Annotated in this window: 26 protein-coding genes; 5 read left to right on the forward strand and 21 right to left on the reverse strand. The window is 67.5% G+C overall.

Going from position 1 to position 23,562, the window contains the following annotated elements:
• Window positions 1-12 precede the first annotated feature (12 nt).
• The 5 genes from DMB86_RS14655 (at window position 13) to fabF (ending at window position 5,139) form a co-directional block, all read left to right on the forward strand.
• Complete coding sequence (locus DMB86_RS14655) at window positions 13-1,287, forward strand: PucR family transcriptional regulator (RefSeq protein ID WP_113718456.1); 1,275 nt, start codon at window positions 13-15, stop codon at window positions 1,285-1,287.
• A gap of 109 nt (window positions 1,288-1,396) precedes the next feature.
• Window positions 1,397-2,338 (forward strand): ACP S-malonyltransferase, encoded by a 942-nt coding sequence (locus tag DMB86_RS14660; RefSeq protein ID WP_113718457.1) that lies wholly within the window; start codon window positions 1,397-1,399, stop codon window positions 2,336-2,338.
• A complete protein-coding gene (locus DMB86_RS14665; protein ID WP_113718458.1) occupies window positions 2,335-3,396 on the forward strand; it encodes a beta-ketoacyl-ACP synthase III in 1,062 nt (353 codons plus the stop codon). Before DMB86_RS14660 ends, DMB86_RS14665 begins: the two co-directional genes overlap by 4 nt.
• A 101-nt stretch (window positions 3,397-3,497) precedes the next feature.
• Complete coding sequence (locus DMB86_RS14670; protein WP_038462997.1) at window positions 3,498-3,743, forward strand: acyl carrier protein; 246 nt, start codon at window positions 3,498-3,500, stop codon at window positions 3,741-3,743.
• Window positions 3,744-3,879: 136 nt separating this feature from the next.
• Window positions 3,880-5,139: a beta-ketoacyl-ACP synthase II gene (gene fabF / locus DMB86_RS14675; protein WP_113718459.1), complete on the forward strand. Its 1,260-nt coding sequence runs from the start codon at window positions 3,880-3,882 to the stop codon at window positions 5,137-5,139.
• Between the two features lie 223 nt (window positions 5,140-5,362).
• Here fabF and DMB86_RS14680 read toward each other — a convergent pair whose 3' ends face one another.
• From DMB86_RS14680 to DMB86_RS14780, 21 genes are all read right to left on the reverse strand, one after another.
• A complete protein-coding gene (locus tag DMB86_RS14680) occupies window positions 5,363-5,866 on the reverse strand; it encodes a DUF3145 domain-containing protein (RefSeq protein WP_113718460.1) in 504 nt (167 codons plus the stop codon).
• A gap of 247 nt (window positions 5,867-6,113) precedes the next feature.
• Entirely contained in the window at window positions 6,114-7,049 is a 936-nt protein-coding gene (locus DMB86_RS14685; protein WP_113719587.1) for a tyrosine recombinase XerC, read from the reverse strand.
• A 161-nt stretch (window positions 7,050-7,210) separates the two neighbouring features.
• Entirely contained in the window at window positions 7,211-7,744 is a 534-nt protein-coding gene (locus tag DMB86_RS14690) for an O-acetyl-ADP-ribose deacetylase (RefSeq protein WP_113719588.1), read from the reverse strand.
• Between the two features lie 46 nt (window positions 7,745-7,790).
• Window positions 7,791-9,062 carry a DNA-processing protein DprA gene (locus tag DMB86_RS14695; RefSeq protein ID WP_227878402.1) on the reverse strand — a complete coding sequence of 424 codons (1,272 nt, stop codon included), beginning with the start codon at window positions 9,060-9,062 and terminating at the stop codon, window positions 7,791-7,793.
• Complete coding sequence (locus tag DMB86_RS14700) at window positions 9,059-10,612, reverse strand: YifB family Mg chelatase-like AAA ATPase (protein ID WP_113718461.1); 1,554 nt, start codon at window positions 10,610-10,612, stop codon at window positions 9,059-9,061. Before DMB86_RS14700 ends, DMB86_RS14695 begins: the two co-directional genes overlap by 4 nt.
• A complete protein-coding gene (locus DMB86_RS14705) occupies window positions 10,613-10,969 on the reverse strand; it encodes a YraN family protein (RefSeq protein ID WP_113719590.1) in 357 nt (118 codons plus the stop codon).
• Window positions 10,970-11,180: 211 nt separating this feature from the next.
• Window positions 11,181-11,513: a DUF2469 domain-containing protein gene (locus DMB86_RS14710; RefSeq protein WP_113718462.1), complete on the reverse strand. Its 333-nt coding sequence runs from the start codon at window positions 11,511-11,513 to the stop codon at window positions 11,181-11,183.
• A gap of 63 nt (window positions 11,514-11,576) precedes the next feature.
• The gene (locus DMB86_RS14715; RefSeq protein WP_113718463.1) at window positions 11,577-12,263 is read right to left on the reverse strand and encodes a ribonuclease HII; all 687 of its coding nucleotides are present in this window, start codon (window positions 12,261-12,263) and stop codon (window positions 11,577-11,579) included.
• Window positions 12,263-13,138 (reverse strand): signal peptidase I, encoded by an 876-nt coding sequence (lepB, locus tag DMB86_RS14720; RefSeq protein ID WP_113718464.1) that lies wholly within the window; start codon window positions 13,136-13,138, stop codon window positions 12,263-12,265. The genes DMB86_RS14715 and lepB (DMB86_RS14720) overlap by 1 nt, the downstream gene beginning before the upstream one ends.
• A 61-nt stretch (window positions 13,139-13,199) precedes the next feature.
• Window positions 13,200-13,850: a signal peptidase I gene (gene lepB, locus DMB86_RS14725; protein ID WP_113718465.1), complete on the reverse strand. Its 651-nt coding sequence runs from the start codon at window positions 13,848-13,850 to the stop codon at window positions 13,200-13,202.
• Between the two features lie 12 nt (window positions 13,851-13,862).
• A complete protein-coding gene (rplS, locus tag DMB86_RS14730; RefSeq protein ID WP_113718466.1) occupies window positions 13,863-14,222 on the reverse strand; it encodes a 50S ribosomal protein L19 in 360 nt (119 codons plus the stop codon).
• A gap of 285 nt (window positions 14,223-14,507) precedes the next feature.
• Window positions 14,508-15,401, reverse strand: a complete 894-nt coding sequence (locus DMB86_RS14735; RefSeq protein WP_113718467.1) for a carbohydrate ABC transporter permease — start codon at window positions 15,399-15,401, stop codon at window positions 14,508-14,510.
• Window positions 15,398-16,543 carry a carbohydrate ABC transporter permease gene (locus tag DMB86_RS14740; protein WP_113718468.1) on the reverse strand — a complete coding sequence of 382 codons (1,146 nt, stop codon included), beginning with the start codon at window positions 16,541-16,543 and terminating at the stop codon, window positions 15,398-15,400. The genes DMB86_RS14735 and DMB86_RS14740 overlap by 4 nt, the downstream gene beginning before the upstream one ends.
• 2 nt (window positions 16,544-16,545) lie before the next feature.
• The gene (locus tag DMB86_RS14745) at window positions 16,546-17,817 is read right to left on the reverse strand and encodes a sugar ABC transporter substrate-binding protein (RefSeq protein ID WP_113719591.1); all 1,272 of its coding nucleotides are present in this window, start codon (window positions 17,815-17,817) and stop codon (window positions 16,546-16,548) included.
• Between the two features lie 178 nt (window positions 17,818-17,995).
• Window positions 17,996-18,793 carry a tRNA (guanosine(37)-N1)-methyltransferase TrmD gene (trmD, locus tag DMB86_RS14750; RefSeq protein WP_113718469.1) on the reverse strand — a complete coding sequence of 266 codons (798 nt, stop codon included), beginning with the start codon at window positions 18,791-18,793 and terminating at the stop codon, window positions 17,996-17,998.
• Complete coding sequence (gene rimM, locus DMB86_RS14755) at window positions 18,793-19,353, reverse strand: ribosome maturation factor RimM (protein ID WP_113718470.1); 561 nt, start codon at window positions 19,351-19,353, stop codon at window positions 18,793-18,795. The genes trmD and rimM overlap by 1 nt, the downstream gene beginning before the upstream one ends.
• Before the next feature lie 152 nt (window positions 19,354-19,505).
• Entirely contained in the window at window positions 19,506-19,748 is a 243-nt protein-coding gene (locus tag DMB86_RS14760; protein ID WP_113718471.1) for an RNA-binding protein, read from the reverse strand.
• A 1-nt stretch (window position 19,749) separates the two neighbouring features.
• Window positions 19,750-20,157 carry a 30S ribosomal protein S16 gene (gene rpsP / locus DMB86_RS14765; protein ID WP_113718472.1) on the reverse strand — a complete coding sequence of 136 codons (408 nt, stop codon included), beginning with the start codon at window positions 20,155-20,157 and terminating at the stop codon, window positions 19,750-19,752.
• A 308-nt stretch (window positions 20,158-20,465) separates the two neighbouring features.
• Window positions 20,466-20,918 carry a hypothetical protein gene (locus tag DMB86_RS14770; protein ID WP_113718473.1) on the reverse strand — a complete coding sequence of 151 codons (453 nt, stop codon included), beginning with the start codon at window positions 20,916-20,918 and terminating at the stop codon, window positions 20,466-20,468.
• A gap of 29 nt (window positions 20,919-20,947) precedes the next feature.
• A complete protein-coding gene (locus tag DMB86_RS14775) occupies window positions 20,948-21,838 on the reverse strand; it encodes a VOC family protein (RefSeq protein ID WP_113719592.1) in 891 nt (296 codons plus the stop codon).
• A gap of 55 nt (window positions 21,839-21,893) precedes the next feature.
• Window positions 21,894-23,471, reverse strand: coding sequence for an HD domain-containing phosphohydrolase (locus tag DMB86_RS14780; RefSeq protein WP_113718474.1), 1,578 nt, complete (start codon window positions 23,469-23,471; stop codon window positions 21,894-21,896).
• Between the last annotated feature and the right edge of the window lie 91 nt (window positions 23,472-23,562).

Raw genomic sequence — 23,562 nt, forward strand, 5'->3', positions numbered from 1 at the left:
TATCCTCGAGGAATGGCAGCTAAGAATTCCGGTACGGCAGCAGCCGCCACCGCAGTCCCCGAATCCCCTCCCCAGGCAGGGGCGCCGAAGCAGGTACGGGGCTCCAAGAGCAGCACGGTCACGCTCGAGCGGCTGCGCGCCAACATTGGCCCGCTGTCCACCACCATGCTGCGGGAGCTGGAAAATACCCTGCCCTGGTACCGCCGACTCAGCGCGGATGAAAGGTCTTCGCTCGGCCTCGTGGCACAAAACGGCATCGCCGCGTTCGTGTCCTGGTACGAACACCCCTCGTCACCCAGCTGGGTTCTTTCCGACGTTTTTGGCACGGCCCCCACGGAGCTCACCCGCTCCATCAGCCTGCAGCGGGCGCTCCAGCTGATCCGGACCGTGGTGCAGGTGGTGGAGGACCGCGTCCCCGAACTGGCCGGCGCCACGGAGCAGGTAGCCCTCCGCGAGGCGGTGCTGCGCTACTCCCGCGAGGTGGCGTTCGCCGCCGCGGATGTCTACGCGCGCGCTGCGGAAAACCGCGGCGCCTGGGACACCCGGCTGGAAGCCCTGGCCGTGGACGGGATCCTGCGTGGGGAGAACCCCGACGCCCTGCAGTCACGCATTTCCGCGCTGGGCTGGACCTCGCACAACCGCTTTACCATCATGGTCGGCCCGGCGCCGGCCGAGGCCAACGCCACATTCCTGGCCACACTGCGCCGCGCCGCCGGACGTTTTGCCGCGGACGCCATGGTGGGCATCCAGGGCGACCGGCTGATCCTGGTGCTGGGCGGCGTCGCGGACCCCGAGACCGCCTACCTGCGCCTGAGTGAATTGTTCGCCCCGGGCCCCGTGGTCTACGGCCCGCTCGCGGCGACGCTGACGGATGCGACGGCGTCGGCCCAGGCGGCGTTCGCAGGGATGGCCGCGGCAAGGGGCTGGACGGGCGCGCCCCGTCCCGTTTCGGCGGACGACCTCTGGCCCGAACGGGTCATGGGCGGTGACGATTCGGCCCGCCGTGCACTGGTGTCCAACATTTACCGTCCCCTGATGGCGGCGTCCAACGGACTTATTGAAACGCTCAACAGCTACCTGCAGCTGGGGCATTCCCTGGAGGCGGCGGCCCGGGACCTGTTTGTCCATTCAAACACGGTCCGCTACCGGCTCCGGCGGGTCTGCGACGTCACGGGGTGGGACCCGTTGATCCCGCGTGAGGCGTTTGTGCTGCAGACGGCCTTGGTGGTGGGCCGGCTGGCCGTGGCGCCCAAGCAGCCGCAGGAGCGCCAGGCCGCGCGGGGCTGACGCCCTCCGTTGGCGGCCCGGGTATTGTAGACTTCCTACAAATCATCCCCTTGAGCTTGGTGCACGCAAACACCGTGTAAACACCGTCAAGTTTGGAAAGCTGGTAATTGTGCTTGCAATAGTCTGCCCTGGTCAGGGTTCCCAAACGCCCGGCTTCCTTTCGCCCTGGCTCGAACGCCCGGGCGTCGAGGAAAAACTGGCGTCTCTCAGCGAGGCGGCGGGCATCGACCTGATCGCCCACGGCACCACCTCCGACGCCGAGACCATCAAGGACACAGCCGTCGCGCAGCCCTTGATCGTGGCCGCCGGGCTGGTCGCCGCCGAGGCCCTGCTGGACGTCCCGTTGGAGTCCCTGCCGGTGGTGGTCGCCGGGCACTCCGTCGGTGAAATCACGGCGGCCGCCCTGACGGGAACCCTGTCCAGCGCGGACGCCATGGCGTTTGTGCGTGAACGCGCCAACAAGATGGCCGAGGCCTCCGCTGCCGCCCCCACCGGCATGGCCGCCGTGGTGGGCGGCGATCCGGAGGAGGTCCTGGCCGCCATTGCCGCCGCCGGATTGGCCCCGGCCAACATGAACTCCACAGGCCAGACCGTTGCCGCCGGCACGCTGGAGCAGATCGCGGCCCTCGTGGCGGCACCGCCGGCCAAGGCCCGCGTCATCCCGCTCCAGGTCGCCGGCGCTTTCCACACCCACCACATGGCGCCGGCCGTCGCGGCACTGCGGGCCCTCGCCCCGTCGCTCACGCCCCACGCACCCAAGGTGCCGTTGCTCTCCAACTACGACGGCGCCGTCGTCCGTTCCGGAGACGCGGCCCTGCAGTCCCTCATCGCCCAGGTGTCGCGGCCGGTCCGCTGGGACCTGTGCATGGACACCATGTCCGCGGTGGGCGTGACGGGCTTGATCGAACTGACGCCGGCCGGGACCCTGACGGGCCTGGCCAAGCGGGGCATGAGCGGTGTTGCTACCGTTGCACTGAAGACACCGGACGATCTGGAAGCCGCCAAGCAGCTGCTGTCCGGGCACGCGCAGCACGAAGAGGACCACAAGTGAGCACACCCACGCTGAAACAAAACACCGCCCGCAACGGGGCCCGCATCCTGGGCATCGGCGCCTTCCGCCCCGACCTGATCGTCACCAACGACGACGTCTGCCAGTGGATCGATTCCTCCGACGAGTGGATCCGCCAGCGCACCGGCATCATCACGCGGCACCGCGCGCCCCGCGACGTATCCGTCGTCGACATGGCCGTCGGGGCGGGCGCCGAGGCCATCAGGAACGCCGGGATCGAACCGTCGCAGATCGGCACCGTGCTCGTCTCGACGGTCACGCACCCGTACGCGACGCCGTCGGCCGCGGCACTGATCGCGGACAGGCTCGGCGCCACCCCGGCCCCCGCCTACGACATCTCCGCGGCGTGCGCCGGCTACTGCTACGCCGTGGCCCAGGCCGACGCCCTGGTGCGCTCCGGCACCGCCGAATATGTGCTGGTCATCGGTGTGGAGAAGCTGTCCGACGTCATCGACAACCACGAGCGCACCATCTCCTTCCTGCTCGGGGACGGCGCCGGCGCGGTCGTGATCGGCCCGTCCGACGAGCCCGGCATCAGCCCCAGCGTCTGGGGTTCGGACGGCGGCAAGTGGGACGCCATCGGCATGACGCATTCCCTGATCGAGGTCCGGGACTTCAGCGACCACGCCATGAAGGCCGACGACATTGAATCGGCCGCGGCCGACGAAGCCCACGCAACCCTGTGGCCCACCCTGCGCCAGGACGGCCAGACAGTGTTCCGCTGGGCCGTATGGGAAATGGCGAAGATGGCCAAGAAGGCCCTGGACGACGCCGGCATCACCCCCGCCGACCTCGGCGCCTTCGTCCCCCACCAGGCCAACATGCGCATCATCGACGAACTTGCCAAGCAGCTCCAATTGCCCGAGCACGTCATCATCGGCCGGGACATTGCCGACGCCGGCAACACCTCCGCGGCCTCCATTCCGCTGGCAACGCACCGCCTGCTGGCGGAGAATCCGGAGCTTTCCGGTAAACTCTCGCTTCAGATCGGCTTTGGTGCCGGCCTGGTGTTCGGCGCCCAAGTGGTCCGCCTCCCCTAGCTTCAGATAGCAAGGCAAGCCGCAAACGTGGTTTGATCAACACTGCCTGAAAAGATCAAAGTCCTTGATCACAGCAAAAACAACAAAAGAAGGAGCCGTCAATGGCTAGCAACGAAGAAATCCTGGCCGGCTTGGCTGAAATCGTCAACGAAGAGACCGGCCTGGCCCCCGAGGCTGTTGAGCTGGACAAGTCCTTCACGGATGACCTGGACATCGACTCGATCTCCATGATGACCATCGTGGTCAACGCTGAAGAGAAGTTTGACGTCAAGATCCCCGACGAAGAAGTCAAGAACCTCAAGACCGTCGGTGACGCAGTCAGCTTCATCGCCGGCGCACAGGCGTAACTTCTCGCCCTTGCTGCCCTCATCCGCAACTGCGACACGGGGCATTCGTGGGTGGCTGGCACATCGCGTGCCGGCCACCCACAGCAGTAACTGAGTCTGTCCTGTACATTTTTGTTCATTTTTAGAGAGTTGAACCATGGCCCGCAAAGTAGTCATCACTGGACTCGGAGCAACCACGCCGATCGGCGGCGACGTCCCCACCACGTGGAGGAACGCGCTGAAGGGTGTTTCCGGCGCCCACACCCTGACCGACGAGTGGGTGGAAAAGTACGACATCCCGGTGCACTTCGCCGCCAGGGTCACGACTCCCGCCTCCGAGACCCTCAGCCGCGTGGAAGCCAAGCGCATGGATCCGTCCACCCAGTTTGCCGTGGTGGCGGCACGCGAGGCGTGGAAGGATTCCGGCCTGGAGGAGGTCGACCACGACCGCCTGGCCGTGGCCTTCGCCACCGGGATCGGCGGGGTGTGGACGCTGCTCGACGCCTGGGACACCCTCCGGGAGAAGGGCCCGCGCCGGGTGCTGCCCATGACTGTCCCGATGCTGATGCCCAACGGCCCCGCCGCGGCAGTCAGCCTCGACCTTGGCGCCCGTGCCGGTGCGCACACGCCCGTCTCCGCCTGCGCCTCGGGCACTGAAGCAATGGACCTGGGCCTGGAGCTGATCCGCTCCGGCAAGGCCGACATCGTGGTGGCCGGCGGCGCCGAAGCCGCGATCCACCCGCTGCCCATGGCCGCCTTCGCCGCCATGCAGGCGCTCTCCAAGCGCAACGACGACCCCGAGCACGCTTCACGGCCCTACGACGTCAACCGTGACGGCTTCGTCATGGGCGAAGGCGCCGGGGCGCTGGTGCTCGAGGCCGAGGAGCACGCGCTGGCCCGCGGCGCCCGCATCTACGGCGAACTGGCCGGCACCTCCGTGACCGCCGACGCCTACCACATCACCGCGCCGGACCCGGAAGGCCTTGGCGCCACCCGCGCCCTGAAGGCCGCGCTGTTCGACGCCCGCGCCCAGGCCGAAGACGTGGTCCACGTCAACGCCCATGCCACGTCCACCCCGGTGGGCGACCGGCCCGAGTACACCGCACTGCGCGCCGCCCTGGGCGACCACGTGGACAACGTGTGCGTCTCCGCCACGAAGTCGCAGACGGGGCACCTGCTGGGTGCTTCAGGCGCCGTTGAGTCCGTGCTGACGGTCCTGGCGGTCTATCACCGCCTGGCGCCCGTCACCATCAACCTGGAAAACCAGGACCCCGAAATTCCGCTGGACATTGTCACGGGCACCCCGCGCGGACTGCCCGAGGGCCAGGTGGTGGCCCTGAACAACTCATTCGGCTTTGGCGGCCACAACGCCGTTGTTGCCATCCGCAGCACCGGCCCGAAGGTTGACATGGTCTAGCCTTCCCGGCGGGACTGACGTTTCCCGGCTGTAGTGAAGCACGACGGCGGCGCCCACGTTTTAACGTGGGCGCCGCCTTCTCGTTGAGGTTCGAGATCACGACCTCCCACGCCGCTGAGGTTCGAGATCACGACCGATCCATCTCGGTTCTCATCCGACGGAGAGGTCGTTATCTCGAACCTCAACAGTTGAAGAAGTGGTTATCTCGAATCTCGAAGGGGGTTCATCCGACGTGGTGGAGCCAGCGCACCGGGGCGCCTGCTGCCGCGTGGCGGAACGGTTCCAGCTCCTCATCCCAGGCCTCGCCGAGTGCCAGAGACAGCTCCTGATAGACGGCGGCGGGTTCGCCCTTACCTGCCTCATAGGCGTAACGGATGCGGTCCTCGGACACCATGATGTTGCCGTGGACATCGGTGACGGCATGGAAGATGCCCAATTCCGGCGTGTGCGACCATCGTGAGCCGTCGCAGCCGGCGCTGGGTTCCTCCGTGACTTCGTAGCGCACATTGGCCCAGCCGCGAAGCGCCGAGGCCAGACGCGCCCCCGTGCCGGCGGGACCGTGCCATACATACTCCGTGCGCATGACATTGGGCGCCGCGGGCTGTGGCGTCCACTGCAAACCCGTGCGCTGGTCCATCACTCCGGCGATGGATGATTCGATATGTGGGCACATGACAGCCGGGGCTGAGTGCACAAACAAGACACCGCGCGTCGATACGACGTTCATTCCATCCTCCATTGCAGTAGGTGCGTCTTCCCCAACGACCTTCAACCGGATGGAACATGTTGTTGCGCGGAGCCGGATGTGCCCGACCCTGGATTGCCAAAAGCCTTATGCGGCCACCATGGCTTGTGGCGGCGGATCGCCGTCAGCCCCATGGTTCCTTCTCATTGTGCCGTAGCGGCGCCGATTGCGCCACCACAGGTCATAAAAGTGTCGCACATGGCCGCTGCGAGTATGCCGCCGGCCCGGCTCAGGCCCTCGGATGCGCCTGCCGGTAGCCGTCGCGGAGGCGCTCGACCGAAACGTGCGTGTACAGCTGCGTGGTCGCCAGCGAGCTGTGGCCCAGGATCTCCTGTACCGCCCGCAGGTCCGCGCCCCCGTCCAGCAGGTGGGTGGCCGCCGAATGCCGCAGCGTGTGCGGCCCGGTGGCGGAAGTGTCGCCCAACGCGCCAAAGACGTGTTCGACGACGGTGCGCACCGTGCGCTGGTCGATCCGGCCTCCGCGCTTGCCCAGGAAGAGCGCAGGGCCGCTGCGTTCCGTGGCCAGCCCCGGCCGGCCGGCCGCCACCCACCGCTCGACGGCGTCCGCCGCCGGCAGCCCGTAGGGGACCACGCGCTCCTTGTTGCCCTTGCCGAGGACGCGGAGGGTCCGCCGTTCCCGGTTGAGGTCGTCGACGTCCGCGCCGGCGAGTTCGCCGACGCGGATGCCCGTGGCGTACAGCAGCTCCACCATGGCATGGTCTCGGAGGGCAACGGCATCTCCGCCCGCCGCTGCATCCTGCAGGGCAGCCATGAGCCGCTGGATTTGCTGCTGCTGCAAAACTGCCGGGAGCGCGTGGTCTTGTTTGGGCGCCTTCAGACGAAGCGCCGGGTCCTTCTCCACGAGCTCCTCGCGGAGAGCCCAAGCCGTGAAACTGCGGGCCGCTGCCGCACGGCGGGCCAGCGTGGAGCGTGATGATCCGGCTGCGCTTTGCTCGCCCAGCCATCGGCGAAGCAGCGCCAGTTCAAGTCCGCCAAGGCTGGTGACGCCCTCTGCCACAGCGTGGATGAGCAGGGAGTCCACGTCGCCGCGGTAGGCCCGGACAGTGTGCGCAGACCTCCCGCGTTCCGCCACGAGGTAGCGTTCAAAGCCGTCGGCTGCCCGGGCCAGCGGTTCAGGCAGGCGGGTGCGTTCGTCATGGTCCACAACCCCACTGTGCGCTGTCTGCGCCGTCCCGGCAAGCTGACCCGCCGGTGCCACGCGGACTGGACCAAGGCGTCGCCGTTCCGTTCAGTCCACGGAGACGCAGTTCAGCCCAGCCCGGCCCCCGCGTCGCGGTCCGCCCCAGCCGTCTGCATCCGTTCAGGTCAGGCCAGGGCGTCGCGGAACGCCTGCGCCATGGCCGGCGAAAAGGCCACGAGAACAACCGAGGCCGGCAGTTCCGGCCCGCCGCGGCCTGCGGTGCGGCGTTCGACGTCGGAGAAGCCGGCCGCTGCCGCTGCCGCCACATCCTGCGTGGACCAGCCAAACACTCCCCCGCCGATCGCAGGGAAAGCAACGGACCGGGCGCCGATCTCCGCGGCCACCTCACAACACCGCGAGAAGCACAGCTCCAGCAGGCGCCTGTCCACCTGGCCCGCGTGTCGGTTGGGCCCCACCGTGTGGATCACCCAACGGGCCGGAAGCCGCCCGGCCCCCGTGGCGACGGCTTCCCCGGCGGGCAGCCCTTCCGGATAGCGTGTACGTCGCAGTTCCCGGCACTCGGCCAGGAGTTCGGACCCGGCTGCGCGATGGATGGCGCCATCCACGCCGCCTCCCCCAAGAAGCCCGGAATTGGCCGCGTTGACCACGGCATCCACTTCCAGCGTGGTGATGTCCGCCTGCACAACCGTGATGTCCATGGCGCCCACGTTATCAAGTCCGCGTTGGCCGCCGGCCAGCCATGTCTTAGCTGCCACGTTTCCAGCCGCCGCCCTGCCTCTGGGCCAGCCCGAGCAGTTCCAACCGTCCCAGCCCGGCCAGCACCGATTCGGTCCCCAGGCCGGCCACCACGCTGAGCTTATCCGCCGTGGTGGCCGAGCGGAGCGGGAGCGCGTCCAGAAGGAGGAGGTCTTCAACACCGAGTCCGTCATGCAGGGCCGCTGTCCCTTCCTGTTCGGGCGCCAGGTTGGCGCCGGCCGCTCCCGCCAGCTCGGCGATGTCCGCCGCGTCCGTGACACAGACGGCGGCCCCTTCCCGCAGCAGGCGGTGGCAGCCTGCCGAATTTGCCGAATAGACCGACCCGGGGACGGCGCCGACGGAGCGGCTCAACCCCTCGGCGTGGTGTGCGGTGTTGAGTGCCCCGGACCGCCACCTCGCTTCCACCACCACTGTCACCTCGCACAGCGCGGCGATGAGCCGGTTGCGCTGCAGAAAGCGGTATCGGGTGGGGTTGGTGCCCGGCGGAACCTCCGCGATGACGCACCCTTGCTCGGTGACGGTGCGCAGCAGGTCCTCGTTGCCAGAGGGGTAGAACCTGTCCACGCCCCCGGCCATGACGGCCAGCGTCGGCGGCTGTGCCATGCTGGCGGACGCGGCACCTTCCAATGCTGGCACGCCCCAATAGCCCGGGTCCTGTCGCGCGGCGGCGAGGGCACCGCGGTGCGCATTGGCATCGATCCCGTACGCACCGCCGCTGACCACGGTAAAGCCGCGCTGGACGAGGGTCGATGCCATCTCGCCCGTGACGTTGGCGCCATAGCTGGTGCTGTCCCGCGAGCCGACCAAAGCAATGCACCGTTCCTGGCCAGGTATGCGCAGCACGCGTCCGCGCATCCAGAGGGCAATGGGCTCGGTCAGTTGCAGGTCGGCCAGGGCGCGCGGCCATCCGGGATCTTCGGGAATTAGCAAGCCGCCGCCGTACCGTTCCAGCATCCGCAGGTCGCGCTCAGGGGCAAGGTCGCCGACCCGCGGCCGCCACCGTCCCAAGGCATCAGCCAGGCCCGGCCATCGGCCGGTGCCCGTCTCAGCCAGCACCGCCGTCATTTCCTGTTCCAGCACGGCGCTTGACTCCGCGCCGCTGCGGATGAACGCCAGCGCGTCCACCGGGCCCGCGACCGCGATCAGTGCCAGCCCGGCCAAGTCCGATGGTTCCATGAGGCGGGTCAGGGCCGCCCGCGCCAATCGGAGGTCGGCGTTGCCCGCCGCGGGCATGGCGGAGTCCACAGTGTTGCCGTTCATTGTCCTTCTCCTCGTTGTCGCAATGTCAGTGCCAGGCCCACGTCCTCGGCGCCGGGCCGGTCCCGCCCTCGCAGGTCGGCCACAGTCCAGGCCAGGCGCAGCACCCGGTCATAGCCCCGGGCCGTCAGTGATCCCAGACCCATGGCCCGGTCCAGCAGTGCCGTATCCGCCGGGGGCAGGCGCAGGGGCCCGCGCAGGATCCTGCCGGTGAGGTCGGCGTTGTGGACCAGTCCGAATGGACGCAGCCTCTCGCGGGCGGTGTCCCTGGCCACCTGCACCCTTGCCGCCACCTGGACCGTGCCTTCGCGCGGCTCGGAATCGGACAGCTGGGCCAGCTGCACGCGGTTTACCTGCAACTGGATGTCCACTCGGTCCAGCAACGGACCGGAGAGCCGGCCAAAGTAGCGGCGCCGTGCCATGGGCGTGCATTCACAGCTGATGCCCTTGCCGGCAGCCTTCCCGCAGGGGCAGGGGTTCGCGGCCAGGACCAGCTGGAAGCGTGCCGGGTATGCCGCTGTTCCCGCCGAGCGGTGCAGCACCAGTTCGCCGCTCTCCAACGGCTGGCGGAGGGCATCCAGGACGCGTTTGTCGAATTCGGGTGCCTCGTCCAGGAAAAGCACCCCCCGATGTGCTCGGGATGCAGCCCCGGGCCGGGGAATGCCGGTGCCGCCGCCAATGATCGACGCCGTGCTTGCGGAGTGGTGCGGGCGCTCGTAGGGCGGGCGCCGGATCAGGCCGTTGACGCCGCGGCGCACGTGGTCCAGGGAATGGATGGCCGTCACTTCCAGCGCCTCGTCGTCGCTAAGCGGGGGCAGCAGACCCGGAAGGCGTTCGGCCAGCATTGTCTTCCCGGATCCCGGAGGGCCCACCATCATCAGGTGGTGCCCGCCGGCAGCCGCGATCTCCAGGGCCAGCCGGGCCTCCCCCTGGCCCGCCACCTCCGAAAGGTCCGGCGGGCCCTGCCTCGCGGCCGCGGCGTCTTCACGCAGCGGAGCGGCTGCCGTGCCGGCGCCCTGCGTCACGGCGAACACCAACGTTTCGGGATCGGCTTCGAAGTCGGCGGCAACCTGGGCCAGCGAGCCGTAGCCGCGCACCTTGGCGCCCGCGACAAGCTCCGCCTCCGCGAGGTTCGATTCGGCCACCACGAATTCCCGCCGCCCGGCCCGCATGGCGGCCAGGACGGCGGGCAGCACGCCGCGGACAGGGCGCAGCCGCCCGTCCAGTCCAAGTTCAGCGATGAAGACCGTCCCCCCTGTCCGGCGCACGTCTCCGGCGGCTTCCAGCGCGGCCATGACGATGGCCAGGTCAAAGCCGGAGCCCTTCTTGGGCAGTGACGCGGGGACCAGGTTGACCGTGATCTTGCGCCGGCTCAGGGGTATGCCGGAGTTCTGGGCGGCCGAGCGGATGCGTTCCCGTGCCTCATTCAATGCGGCGTCCGGAAGACCCAGCAGGACAAAGCTGGGGAGGGTCTGGCCAATGTCGGCTTCGACCTCGATGACGTGGCCGTTGAGGCCCATCAGGGCCACCGCCAGAGCCCTTCCCATCCCCATTCAGCCCACACCCTTGAGGTGGTCGATGCTGGGGGCCGAGCGGCCGTCCATGATGATGCCCACAGCGTCGATGCGCAGCCGGCCCATGACGTGCCGGTGTTCCCGTGCCCACAGGACGGCCAGGGTCCGCAGCCGGCGCAGCTTGGCCGGTGTCACTGCCTCCAGGGGGTCGCCGTAGCGCCTCGACTGCCGCGTCTTGACCTCGACAATCACCAGCTCCGACCCGTCAAGGGCCACCAGGTCGATCTCCCCGGACGGGCAGCGCCAATTGCTGTCGATGACCCGGAATCCCCGGTCCTCGAGGTAGTCCGCCGCGACCATTTCACCGGTCTGGCCCAACGCATCCTTTGCTTTCATGGCAACCTCCACTGCCAGCGTGGCGGAGAATTCCACGCCGGGGCAGGGGGGTTGGGCTAAATGTGGACGGCTCGCACCCGGGCATGCCTTGTGGAGGAACAAAGGCGGGGACGACGGCGGAACGTGCGTCCCGCCGTCGTCCCCGCCGTGTGCGGTGGCACCGTCAGTTCAGCCCGCGTCAGCCCTGGTGCCGACAGCGGCGACGGAGTGCTCAGCCCAGCGGTCCCAGCTGGCCGTCCTTGGGGACTTGGAGGTCGTCCGTCTTGATCAGTTCCTCCACGTTGACGTCCTTGAAGGTGATGACACGGACGTTTTTGACGAACCGGGCTGTGCGGTAGACGTCCCACACCCAAGCGTCCTGAAGGGTCAGGTCGAAGTAGACCTCGCCGTCGGCGGAGCGCGCCTGCAGGTCGACGTGGTTGGCCAGATAGAAGCGGCGTTCGGTCTCCACGACGTAGCTGAAGAGGTTCACCACGTCCCGGTATTCGCGGTAGAGCTGCAGCTCCATGTCGGTTTCGTAGTTTTCCAGGTCCTCAGCGCTCATGGTTCCATCATCCATCACTTGGGGCACTGCCGACGAACGGGGCCGTACGCCGGCGGCGAAACGCTAGGTGAGGCGCCAGGTCCTGCGGTGGAAGTCCGTGGCGCCGTGGCCGGCAATCGCGGCCCGGTGCCCGGCCGTGGCGTAGCCCTTGTTGCCGTCCCAGCCGAACTGCGGGAATTGCTGCGCGAGCTCCACCATCATGGCGTCGCGTTCCACTTTCGCCAGGACGCTGGCGGCGGCGACGGACAGGCACGTCATGTCCGCCTTGATGCGGGTACGCACCATCATGGCCGCGCCCGGGGCGGGCTCGACGGCGGGTCCGGCGGCGGGTCCGGCAAACAGGATCTCCGGCTGCACGGGCACGGAGAGCCAGTCGTGGTTGCCGTCCAGGATGACGTAGCCCGGCAGCAGTTCGGCGGACACCGCGGCCAGGGCGCGCGTCCCCGCCAATCGCAGGGCGGCCATAAGGCCGACGGCGTCGATCTCCGCCGCGGACGCGTGTCCGACGGCATACGCCTGTGCCCACTCCTGGATCGCCGGGACCAGGGCCTGGCGCACCGGTCCGCGCAGCAGCTTGCTGTCCTTGACCCCGGGCAGTTCGGCGGCGGTGGCGGCATCGATGACCACCACCCCGACGCTGACCGGGCCGGCCAGCGCGCCCCTGCCTACCTCGTCGCAGCCCGCCACCAGCGTGTAGCCCTGGGCCGCCAGCTCGCGTTCCCACTCCAGGGTGGGCGGCAGGGCTGCCACTACTTTCCCGTGGGGACGACGCCCGACGACGTCCCTTGGCTGACGCTGGACGGCTTCGGCACGTTGGCGAAGACGTTGGGATAGTTCCCCAGAATCCCCATGTGGTTCAGCGGCCAGGCAATCACGATGGCACGGCCCTCCACGTCGGAAATCGGCACAAATCCGGTGCCGCTCAGGGCTTGGTGCGCGCGCGAGTCCTCGGAGTTGTTCCGGTGGTCGCCCATGACCCAGAGATGCCCCGCGGGGACCGTCACGTCGAAGGTGGTGTCCGACGGCGAGGCCCCCGGGAACAGGTACGGCTCCGTGATGGCCGCGCCGTTGATGGTCAGCTTTCCAGCAGCGTCGCAGCACTTCACATGGTCCCCCGGAAGGCCGATGACGCGCTTGACCAGGTGCTGCTGCGAGCTGTCGGGCGCCAGCCCCAGGAACGTGGCGACGTCGCCCACCCATGTAAACGGTCCGGTCTGCGGCTGTTCCGGAGGAAGCCAGCCCTGGGTGTCCTTAAAGACGACGACGTCCCCCCGTTCGAGTGCGAACGGCTTGGGCACCAGCAGGTTCACAAATATCCTGTCGTCAATGCGCAGGGTGTTTTCCATCGAGCCGGAAGGAATGTAGAAGGCCCTGAACAGGAACGTCTTGATCAGGAAGGACAGCACCAAGGCGATGGCCAGAATGGTGACGATCTCCTTGCCCCAGGACCAGGCCCTGTTGCCGAAGCGCTCCATCGCGGTGGCCTCGGGCGCATGTGCGCCGTGTGCGGCATGGGTGCCGTGGTGGGCGCTGCCGCCCGGGGCACCGCCGTCGCCCGGGACGCCCGGGGCACCGCCGTCGCCCGGGTGGGACTGGCCGGGATCGCCGGGCACTTTGTGCTCCATGGGAGTGGTTCCTTAAGTTGGGTTCAACAGTTCAGTTCAGCAGGCGGTGGGACGGGCCACGTCAGGGGGCGTCGCGCGGCAACAGGTGGATCCGCCCCAGCGGCCAGACCGTGGCCCACGGCCGCCCGATCACCTTGCTGGTCGAGATGAGGCCGCCGCCGGGCATCCCGAGCAGTGACCGGGAGTCCGCGGAGATGCTCCGGTGGTCGCCCATGAGCCACAATTTACCCTGCGGAACGGTGACGTCGAACTTCAACGCGCTGGGTTCATCGCCGGGGTACAGGTAATTCTCGGTGACCGGGACCCCGTTGACCTCGAGCCGTCCGGAGGCGGTGCAGCACTTGACGGTGTCCCCGGCCACGCCCAGCACCCGCTTGACGTAAATGTTGTTGTTCGGGACCAGGCCCAGCCACTGCCCGGCGGCAACGGCTGCCTCCGCGAGAGGATCGTTGCCGGACTGCAGCGGGGTGAACGATCCACGGCCGTCAAAGACCACCACGTCGCCGCGCTTGATGGACGCCAGCGCAAAATCGGTGCGCGAAACCAGCACGCGGTCCCCGGTCAGCAGCAGCGGTTCCATGGACGCGGACGGGATGTAATACACGTCCACCCACACATTGCGCACCACCGCCGTCAGCAGGAAAAGCACCACGACGGCCACAACAACAAAACGCCAGCCCAGTTTCCTGGACTGGCGTTTCGCTTGGATCAAAGCGCGGATCCCTTACTTGGCGGGAACGGCGTCGCGCTTTTCCTTGATCTTGGCAGCCTTGCCGCGCAGGTTGCGCATGTAGTACAGCTTGGCGCGGCGGACGTCACCCTTGGTGACAACCTCGATCTTGTCGATGACCGGGGAGTGCACCGGGAAGGTACGCTCCACGCCGACACCGAAGGAGACCTTGCGGACCGTGAAGGTTTCGCGGACGCCGTCGCCCTGGCGGCCAAGGACGAAGCCCTTGAACACCTGGACACGCGAGCGGGAACCTTCAATGATGTTCACGTGAACGTTGAGGGTGTCGCCGGCACGGAAGGCGGGGATGTCGCTGCGCAGGCTGGCTGCGTCAACAGAATCGAGAATCTGCATTTTTCACTCCAGGCAGACGCCACAGGTCATCTGCTTTGTGTCACGCCCCCATGGACGGCGCGGGGCCAGTCATGGAAAGCGAAAGATTTTAGCCCGGGGTATCAAGGATGAATCCCGGCGTGCCGCCCTGTTGACGAACGCTCCCCCTGTGGCAGGAACGCGCCCAGTAGGCACTTCCCCCATTTTGCCACACCGTGCGGGGCAACAACTAATTGTCCGGCAGCAGGATGTCGGCGGCACGACGCCGGGTCCCGGCCCGGGGCGCGGGCGCGGCCCCGCCGTGGCTCATCCCTTCACGGCCCCCTCAGTGGCGTTCATGATCCGTCGCTGGAAGATGAAGAACATGACGGCGACCGGAATGGTCATCAGCGCGGCGGCGGCAAGCTTGAGCGGATACTGGGTGGGCCCTCCCAGCTGTCCGCTGGCCAGCGAGGCCACCCCCTTCGTCAGGGTGGTCAGAGCCGGCGACTGGGTGGAGACGATGAAGTGTGAGAGCTCGTTCCACGACCCTTGGAAGGAGAGGATGATGATGGTCATCAGGGCCGGCCGGGACATGGGCAGGACGATGGACCAGAACACCCGGAACGTGCCGGCCCCGTCGATCCGGGCCTGCTCCTCGACGCTGATCGGGACCGATTCAAAGAAGTTCTTCATGATGAACACGCCGGCCGCGTCGGTGAGGAGGGGCACGATCATCCCGGTGTATGAGTCGTAGATGCCGACCTGGTTGAGCACCAGGAACTTGGGGATGAGCAGGACGACGCCGGGCACGCTCATCACGGCGATGAGACCGGCGTAGATGGCGCCCCTGCCACGGAAGTGCAGGCGGGCCAGGGCGTAGCCGGCGAGCGAGTCGAAGAACACGCGGCCAAGGGTGACGCAGACGGTGACGATTGCGGAGTTCTTGAACCAGACGGGGAAGTCCGAGTGGGCGAACAGCCCCCGGTAGGCCGCCGTCGTCCACACCTGCGGCACCAGTGAAACCGGGCTCTGCGCCGCTTCCGTCTCCGATTTGAACGACGTCGCCACCTGCACGAGGAACGGGAAGATGTAGATGACGGCCAGGGCGATGAGGACGGCGTAAAGCACGGACGTGGCGGCCACGGTGCCGTTGCGGTCCCGGCGGCGCACGGGGTGCTGTTTCGTGCCGGCTGTGTCTGTTGACCGGGTGATGCTCATCGGCGTTCTCCGTCCGGCGTCGGTGGTGGCCCCGCGGCCGCGGCGCCGGCCGGGACGCCGCTGCTGCCTGTTCCCACGGACAGGTAGGGCCGCATCTTGCGCCGGGAGACCTTGCGTTCGCGCAGCACCCAGCGTTGGAAGAGCGTGAAGAACACGATGATCACGAACAGGATGAATGCGATCGCGGCGCCTTGCCCCCAGCCCTGGTCCTGGAAGGCGGCCTGATAGGACAGGTAGGCCGGGGTGAGCGTCGTCTTGTCAGGGGCGCCCTGGGTGCCGGTGTAGATCTGGTCGAAGACCTGCCAACAGCCGATCAGGCCAAGGGTGAGCACGGTGAACAGGGTGGGGCGCAGCTGCGGCAGGGTCACCTGCCAAAAGCGCTGCCAGCCGTTGGCGCCGTCGACCATGGCCGCCTCGGTGACGTCGCGGTCGAGGTTTTGCAGCGCGGCGATGAACAACAGCATGAAGGTTCCGCTGGTGGTGAAGATCCCCATGATGATGTAGGCGCTCATAGCCACCGACGGCCCGGCCAGCCAGTCCCACCACGAGATCCCGAGGAACGTGCCGCCGGTGAGGAAGGCGGGCCCGTTCTGCACGCCAAACACGCCGAGGAGGTCGTGCAGGATGCCGCTGGGTTCGTTGAACCAGTTCGGCCCGGTGATGCCGATGTAGGAGAGCAGCTTGTTGACGCTGCCGGTGGAGCTGAACAGGAACAGCCATAGGACGGTGATGGCCACGGAGCTCGTGACGGAGGGGAAGTAGAACGCCGTGCGGAAGAAGCCGCGGCCGCGCAGGACGGCCCGGTTGACCAGCACGGCGAGGAAGAGGGACAGCGCCGTCTGCAAGGGCACCACGAGCACCACGTACCAGGCGTTGTTGCGCAGGGAGGTGCCGAAGTCCTGCTCCGCCAGCCCGCCGCCGGCGAGCAGCTTGGAGTAGTTGTCGAAGCCGATGAAGTGCACACCGGCCGAGAACGGGCTGCCGCGGCCGCCCCAGTCGGAGAAGCTCACCCACAGTGCCATCAGGACGGGGATCACCAGGAACAGGCCGAGCAGGAAGAGCACCGGGCCGGTGAACAGCCACCCGGAGGCGGTCTCGTGGCCGTGGATACCCGAGCGGGACCGCACGGCGTTGGCGGACACGGCTACTTCAGCAGGGCCTGGAGGTTTTTCTGTGTCTCATCCAGGAGTGTCTTTGGATCGCTCTTGGCCAGGCTTCCCAGCTTTGAATCGAGGTCGCTGACGACGGCGGCGGAACCCTTGGCTGCCGGCACGCCCTGGGCGTAGGCAGCGGCTTCGAGGAATGGGGCGAGCTGCGGATACTCCTGCTTCCAGGAGTCCGCCGCGGACTGGATGGAGGGCATGACCCCGAACGCCTTCGCGAAGCCGAGCTGGTCGCTCTTGGTGGTCAGCTGCTCCACCAGCTTCAGCGCGGCTGCCTGGTTGGGGCTGTCGGCCGCAATGCCCCAGCAGTTCGTGAACTCCAGCGTGCCCTGCCCCTTCGGGCCGGACGGCAGCGGGATGACCTTGTACTTGATGTTCGGGTAGTCGGACTGCATGCCGCCGGTGATCCAGTTGCCTTCAATCGTCATCGCTGTCAGGCCCTTGCCGAGCGCCTCGCCGCCCCAGCTGGCGCCGACGTCCGCAGCGAACTTCATGGCGCCGTCGTTCAGGAGCTTCTTGGCGTACGTGAGCGCCTGGACGTTCGCTGCGCTGTTCGCGGTGGCCTGCGTGCTGTCGGCGTTCATGAGGTTCCCGCCGGCCTCGACCATGAACGCCCCGAGCCGTTCATACTGGCCGCTGACAACCAGGCCGGTCTGCTTGCCGGTGGTCAGCTTCTTGCTGACGGCCTCCAGCTGGTCCCAGGTCTTTGGATAGTCGGAGTCGGTGAGCCCGGCGGCCTTCCACATGTCGGTGTTGATGACCAGCTGCAGGGTGGAGAAATCCTTGGGCGCGCAATAGAGCTTGTTGTTGTAGGTGAACGACTTCACCAGCGTGGGATAAAAGTCGGAGGTGTCCTTCAGCTGGTCGCCGTAGGCCAAAAGCGAGCCGTTGGCGGCGTACCCGGCGAGCGAGCCGGTGGAGAGGTAGAAGACGTCGGCAGGCTTTTTGGCGGCAAACCCCTGAGCCAGCTGCTGGTCAAGGTTGCTGGCCGCGATCACCGTGGCCTTCGTTCCGGATGACTTGGACCAGTCGGCCACGGCGCTCTTCACCGCATTGGTTTCGGCGTTGCCGCTGGAACCGATCATGACCGTCAGGGCGGACGACGACGAGGTCAGGCCGCCTCCTCCCCCTGCCGCCCCGGAGCCTGTCGAGGCCGCGTTTCCGCCGAAGCCCGAGCCGCAGGCACTCAATGCCAGCACCGTGCCGAACGCGGCGGCCCCGCTGAGGACCCGGACGGCTAAGTCTTTTTGCATGGTGCTCTCCCCAGCGTTCCGCGGCGTCTGCCGCATCGGTCGGACCGATGGCTCCTGCGCCCCATGCTGCATCCTGCCGGCACGACTGCCACGGATTGACCGCTCCAATGTTGCCCTCAACGTAGGCCTGCGGCGGGAAGCTGTCAAGGGGGGCCGCTGGCAGCTGCGGAGGGACTCCTTACTCCCCGGTCCGGCGCACCGCCCTGCCCTGTTCGACGGCGTACCCGAGTTCCCAGAGCACGTTGCGTTCGGTCTTGCTGAAGTTGGAGACGTCCAGCTTGTCCAGCAGGTCGGGGCGGCGGGCGGCCGTGCGGCGCAGCTGGTTTTCCCTGCGGAACTTGGCGATCTTGCCGTGGTTGCCGCTGAGCAGCACCTCGGGGACGTCCCGGCCGCGCCAACTTGAAGGCTTCGTGTAGACGGGGTATTCCAGCAGTCCGTCGGAATGCGATTCTTCAACGAGCGATTCGGGGTTCCCCACGACGCCCGGGATGAGGCGGCCGATGGCCTCCACCATGGCCAGCACGGCGACTTCGCCGCCGTTCAGGACGTAGTCGCCGAGGCTGACGGGCCGGACGGTGTACCTGTCGGTGGCCCATTCCAGGACGCGTTCGTCAATGCCTTCGTAGCGGCCGCACGCGAACACGAGATGCTCCTCCTCGGCCAGCTCGTAGGCGAGGGCCTGGTTGAACACCTCGCCCGCGGGCGACGGGACGATCAGGGTGGGCCGCGCGCCCTCGGACGCGGGGCTGGAGGCGGCGATGTCTTCCAGGGCCTGCGCCCACGGCTCGGGCTTCATGACCATGCCGGCTCCGCCGCCGTACGGGGTGTCGTCCACGGTCCGGTGGCGGTCCTGCGTGTAGCCGCGCAGATCGTGGACGGCCAGTTCCAGCAGGCCCTCGGTGCGGGCCTTGCCGATGAGGCTCAGTTCCAGCGGCGCCAGGTACTCGGGGAAGATGCTGACCACGTCCAAGCGCATCAGTCCTGCTGGCCTTCCGTTTCAGCGGCCTCGCCGGATTCATCGTTTTCTGAGGCCTCCTTGTTCACCGTGAACAGGCCCGCCGGGGGTGTGAGGAGGACGTAGCCCTCTTCAATGTTCACCTCGGGGACGATCTCGTCCACGAACGGGACCAGGACTTCGTCGCCGTCGTTGTCCTCGACGATCAGCAGGTCCTGGACGGGCAGCGTGCGCAGGCCCGTGACCTTGCCAACGGTCCGGGCGCCGACCCTGACCTCAAGGTTCAGCAGTTCGTGTTCGTACCAGGCGTCGTCGTCCGTGTCTTCGTCGGATTCGAAGAACAAGGTCGTGCCGCGCAACAGTTCCGCGTCGTTGCGGGTGTCCACGCCCTCAAAGCCAAGGAGCAGGATGTCCTTGTTCCAGCGCGAACTGCGCACCGTGAGCGTGCCGATTTTCGCGGGCTCGGCGGCAAATTCAGTTCCGACGGAAAACCGGGAATCGGGGGCGTCTGTGAGGACAAGCACTGTCACTTCGCCGCGAATGCCGTGTGGCTTGCCGATCCGGGCAACCTGAACCTGCATGTGAACTCCTTGGTGCGTGGTGGTTGGGGGCCGCAATGGCCGGGAAAAGATTTGGCCCCGACACCATTATGGTGCCGGGGCCAAACGCGTGGCTTTACTACTGAAAGCTTTTGCCTCGCCACGTGCGGGCGCAAGGCTAAAGTGGCGGCAGGTTACCGGCGGCGGTCGGTGTCGACTACGTCAACCCGGACCGGCTCGCCGTGGGCCAGGGCTGCCACCACGGTGCGCAGCGCGCGGGCGGTGCGTCCCTGGCGGCCGATGACCCGGCCCAGATCATCCTGGTGAACGCGCACCTCGAGGGATTCCCCGCGGCGGTTGTTGTTGAGGCCCACCTTGACGTCGTCGGGAGAGTCAACTATCCCACGGACCAAGTGCTCCAGCGCTTCAGCCAACAAGCTACTCTGCCTCGGTGCTCTCGGCAGCCTCAGCCTCGTCAGCCTTGGCGGCCTTCTTGGTGATGGCTTCCTTGACAACAAGGTTTTTGGCTTCGGGAGCGACAAAGGGAGCCTTGGCTTCCTTCGTCTTCAAGGTGCCTTCGGCGCCCTTGATGCCCTTGAACTTCTGCCAGTCACCGGTGATCTTCAGGATCTTGGCGACAGGCTCCGACGGCTGGGCGCCAACGCCGAGCCAGTACTGGGCACGGTCAGACTTCACTTCGATGAAGGAAGGCTGCTCGGTGGGGTGGTACTTGCCGATTTCCTCGATGGCACGGCCGTCACGCTTCGCGTGAGAGTCCATGACGACGATGCGGTAGTACGGTGCGCGCATCTTGCCGAAGCGCTTAAGGCGAATCTTTACGGCCACTTTTGTGGTTACTCCTGGTTCGAAAAGGGGCGAATTCCGCTATCACGCTCCCGTGGGGCGGGCCGATCACGCAGATTTCTAAGGACAGGATCATCGAACGGAGAGAGGGGCCGCACGGATCGAGTACCCGTCCATTATGCCAGATAATCCCGCACCCGTGCGACGCGTGACACCGTGCACGCCGCGTGTTTTGCGTCATGGCGCCGCGAGTGCTGATGTTGGCGACAAAAAAGCCGTTGTAACCACCGGTCTCGCAGCCAACGTCAGCACTCGTGCGAGCGGTCGGAGCGGGTGGGAGCGGCCGGGGATCATGCCGCCGAAAAGAAGAACAACCCCATTTTCGCATTGTCTTCGGCCACGGCCGTGGCGGCGACGGCCATGGCCGCCAGGGCGCGCAACAGCGGCTCGGTAACCTCGGGCGTGGACTCCATCTCCTCCGCGGCAGCCCACTCGGCGGCCAGCTCCACGACGTCGTCCGGCTCTTCCGGCGCGTTGAGCTCGGCAAAGACTTCCAGCAGCGCGTCGGGAACCGCGTACAGCGAATCCAGCTCAATGTCCACCAGGCTGAGTTCGGCGCCGACGCCCGTGGCATGGACCTTCTTCACGGCAAGCTCCCCCAAAATCTCAATTTCAAAGTCGCTCAGGCCCGGGGTGGGCAGCACGGGAACGTCCACGGCGGGCGACGTTCCTGCTTCGCGGGCCTTGGCCCGGGCAACGGCCTGGTGGTGGTCGGCAATGAAGAACTCGGAGTAAAGGGCCACACTGTGCCTTTCGCGAAGGGGGTGCCGGGTCAGCGCTGGGCCGCGGCGGGTGCAGTCTCCACACTAACCCGGATCCGGTTCTTCCACGGGTCATCGAAGAGGATCTCGGCGCCGGTGTTGGCGACGGCAATGCCATGGTGGCCAAGGCGCTCGGCGAGCGCACCGACGTCGTCCTGGCCGGGGAGCTTGATCAGGACTTCGCCGAGGCCCAAGGTGTCCTTGCGGGGCCCGGCTCCGCGGCTGTTCCACACGTTCATGGCCATGTGATGGTGGTAGCCGCCCGCGGAGACGAACAGCGCCTGGCCGTGCCACCCCGCCGTGCGTTCGAAGCCGAGCGTGTCCACGTAGAATTTTTCGGCTGTCTGGACGTCCCCCACCTGCAAGTGGACATGTCCGACGCCGGCCGCTGCGTCCCGCTGCGCGGCCACCGATTCTTCGGTCAGGTGCCGCTGGAGGTATTGCTGCGGCGGCAGGGCCAGGCTGTCCATCTGAACGGTGCCGCCGCTCCAGGTCCAGGCGTCCCGCGGCCGGTCCCAGTACAGTTCAATGCCGTTGCCCTCGGGGTCGGTGAAGTAGAACGCCTCCGAGACCAGGTGGTCGGCGCTTCCGACGAACAGCTGCGGATTGTGGTGGGCGGCGCTGGCCACGGTGGCGGCGAGGGCTGCCTGGTCCTCAAAAAGCAGGGCGGTGTGGAACAGTCCGGCCTCGCCGCGGCCGGGGACGTGGAGGCCTCCGGCCGGCTGCAGGTGGACCAGCGGCGTGGTGCCGCGGCCCAGGTACTGGCCGCCGTCGGCCTCGGCGACGACGTCAAGTCCGAGCGCCTTGTGGTAGTAGTCGCCCATCAGGGACATGTCCCCCACCTTGAGCATCACAGTGCCCATTTGCAGGCCGGGGGACAAAAGGTCTTGCTGGCTGGTCATGGCTTCTCCAAGGTTTGTGGTGTTCATATCGTATCAAACTACTTGAAGCTTCAAGTTATTCCCGGGATTCCGTTCTGTTTGCCGACCGGTCCCACAGTCCGTGGTCCAAGGCGAAGATGGTGGCCGAGACGCGGTTGGCGGACCCGGTCTTTTCGTAGATGTGCTCCACATGGTTGCGTGCGGTCTTTGGCGCGATGAACAACGCGGCGGCGATGTCCCGGTTGTTCTTCCCCTGGCACACCAGCGCCAGCACCTCCAGTTCCCTGGCCGTCAGCCCGGCGGGTCCGCTGCGCCGCCGGGGATCGCCGCGGCCCGCGGCGGCAAGGACCGCATCAACGGCACGCCCATCCAGCCGGCCTGTGACCACTTCGGCGTGCAGCCGCTCACCGGCCTCCTGCGGCGCGGCGGCCGGACGGTGCGGACGCGGCTCCAGGCTGGTCTGGTAGTAGTCGGCCGCGGCAAGGATGCGCTGGCCCGCATCCAGCTCCGCGCCCGTGAGCCCTCGCGGGTAGCCGGACCCGTCAAGTCGTTCGTGATGCGCACCGGCCAGCGCGGCCACCCGCCGCAGGCCCGGCACCCGGCCCAGGATGCGCTCGCTGAGGAACGGGTACATGTGCAGCCGCTCGCGCTCCATCGACGACAGTTCCGCTTCTTTGTCCCAGATCGCGTTGGAAACGCCCATCCGGCCCAGATCGTGGACCCAGCCGGCGCGGCGCAGCAGACCCACGTCGACGTCGGGGAGCCCGCATTCAGCGGCGGCGGCCGCAGCATGGAAGGCCACGGCCCGGGAGTGTCCCGCCGTCCACGGGGATTTCAGGTCGGCAAAGTCTCCCATGGCGGCCAGGACCGCATCCATGTCGGCCTCCGACAGGGCCGCGTCGCGCGGTGCCGCTGCGAGCGCGGCCGGCCACGGATCGCCGTCCAGCAGCCCCGCCGTCAGCTCCGCACCGTGCCCGCAAAACAAGTCCGCCAGCTCCGGGTCGAACTGGGTGCCGCGACGTTGCCTGACCATGGCCACGGCAGCCTCGGCGCCGGCGGTCCGCAGGAAGACCTCGGCCGTGTCGGCCAGCTGGGCTATGCGCATTTCCAGGGGAATTTCGACGCCGGACCTCCCCGCCGGAAGCCCCTTGCCGTCCCAGCGTTCAAAGGCGTGGCCCAGGATGGCCGGCAGGCCCGGGTCCAGCCCCACCCTGGTCGCCAGCTGGCCGGCGGACACGCAGTGGGAACGGATCAAATCCCTGACCGCCGTGTTCGCCGTGGCCACGAACCGGGACCGCCGGGCCGCACGCCGCAGCGGCGGCAGTTCCGTGCCCGTGCGGCGAAGCATGAGCGACAGCATGGGAAGCCCCTGTGCGTCGATCAGGTAATAGTCGGCGCGGAAACCGATGTCGTCCCCAAAGCGCGCCGCCAGCTCAAAGGAGTCGGCGTGGCAGCCAATCCAGGCCAGAAGGCTGGCGTAGTAGATCCGTCCCCGTGCTTCCTGCCCGATTCCGAGTTGTTCGGCCATCCGCATCCCCAGCAGCATGGCCCGCAACATGTGCTCCATGGGCTGGCCGAGTCCCAAGTCGATGGCCAGGGACAGGGCTGCCAGGACTTCGGCGCGTCCGGCCGCTGCCGGAGGCCGCGGAGACATTCCCGCAGGCCCGGGGGCCGTGGGAGGCCAGGTCGAGTCCCCGAAACCGCGCGCTGCCACATCTCCAGTGTAAGGCCGCCCGCTTCCCGGG

Source organism: Arthrobacter dokdonellae, from assembly GCF_003268655.1.
In the GTDB taxonomy this organism is placed as follows: domain Bacteria; phylum Actinomycetota; class Actinomycetes; order Actinomycetales; family Micrococcaceae; genus Specibacter; species Specibacter dokdonellae.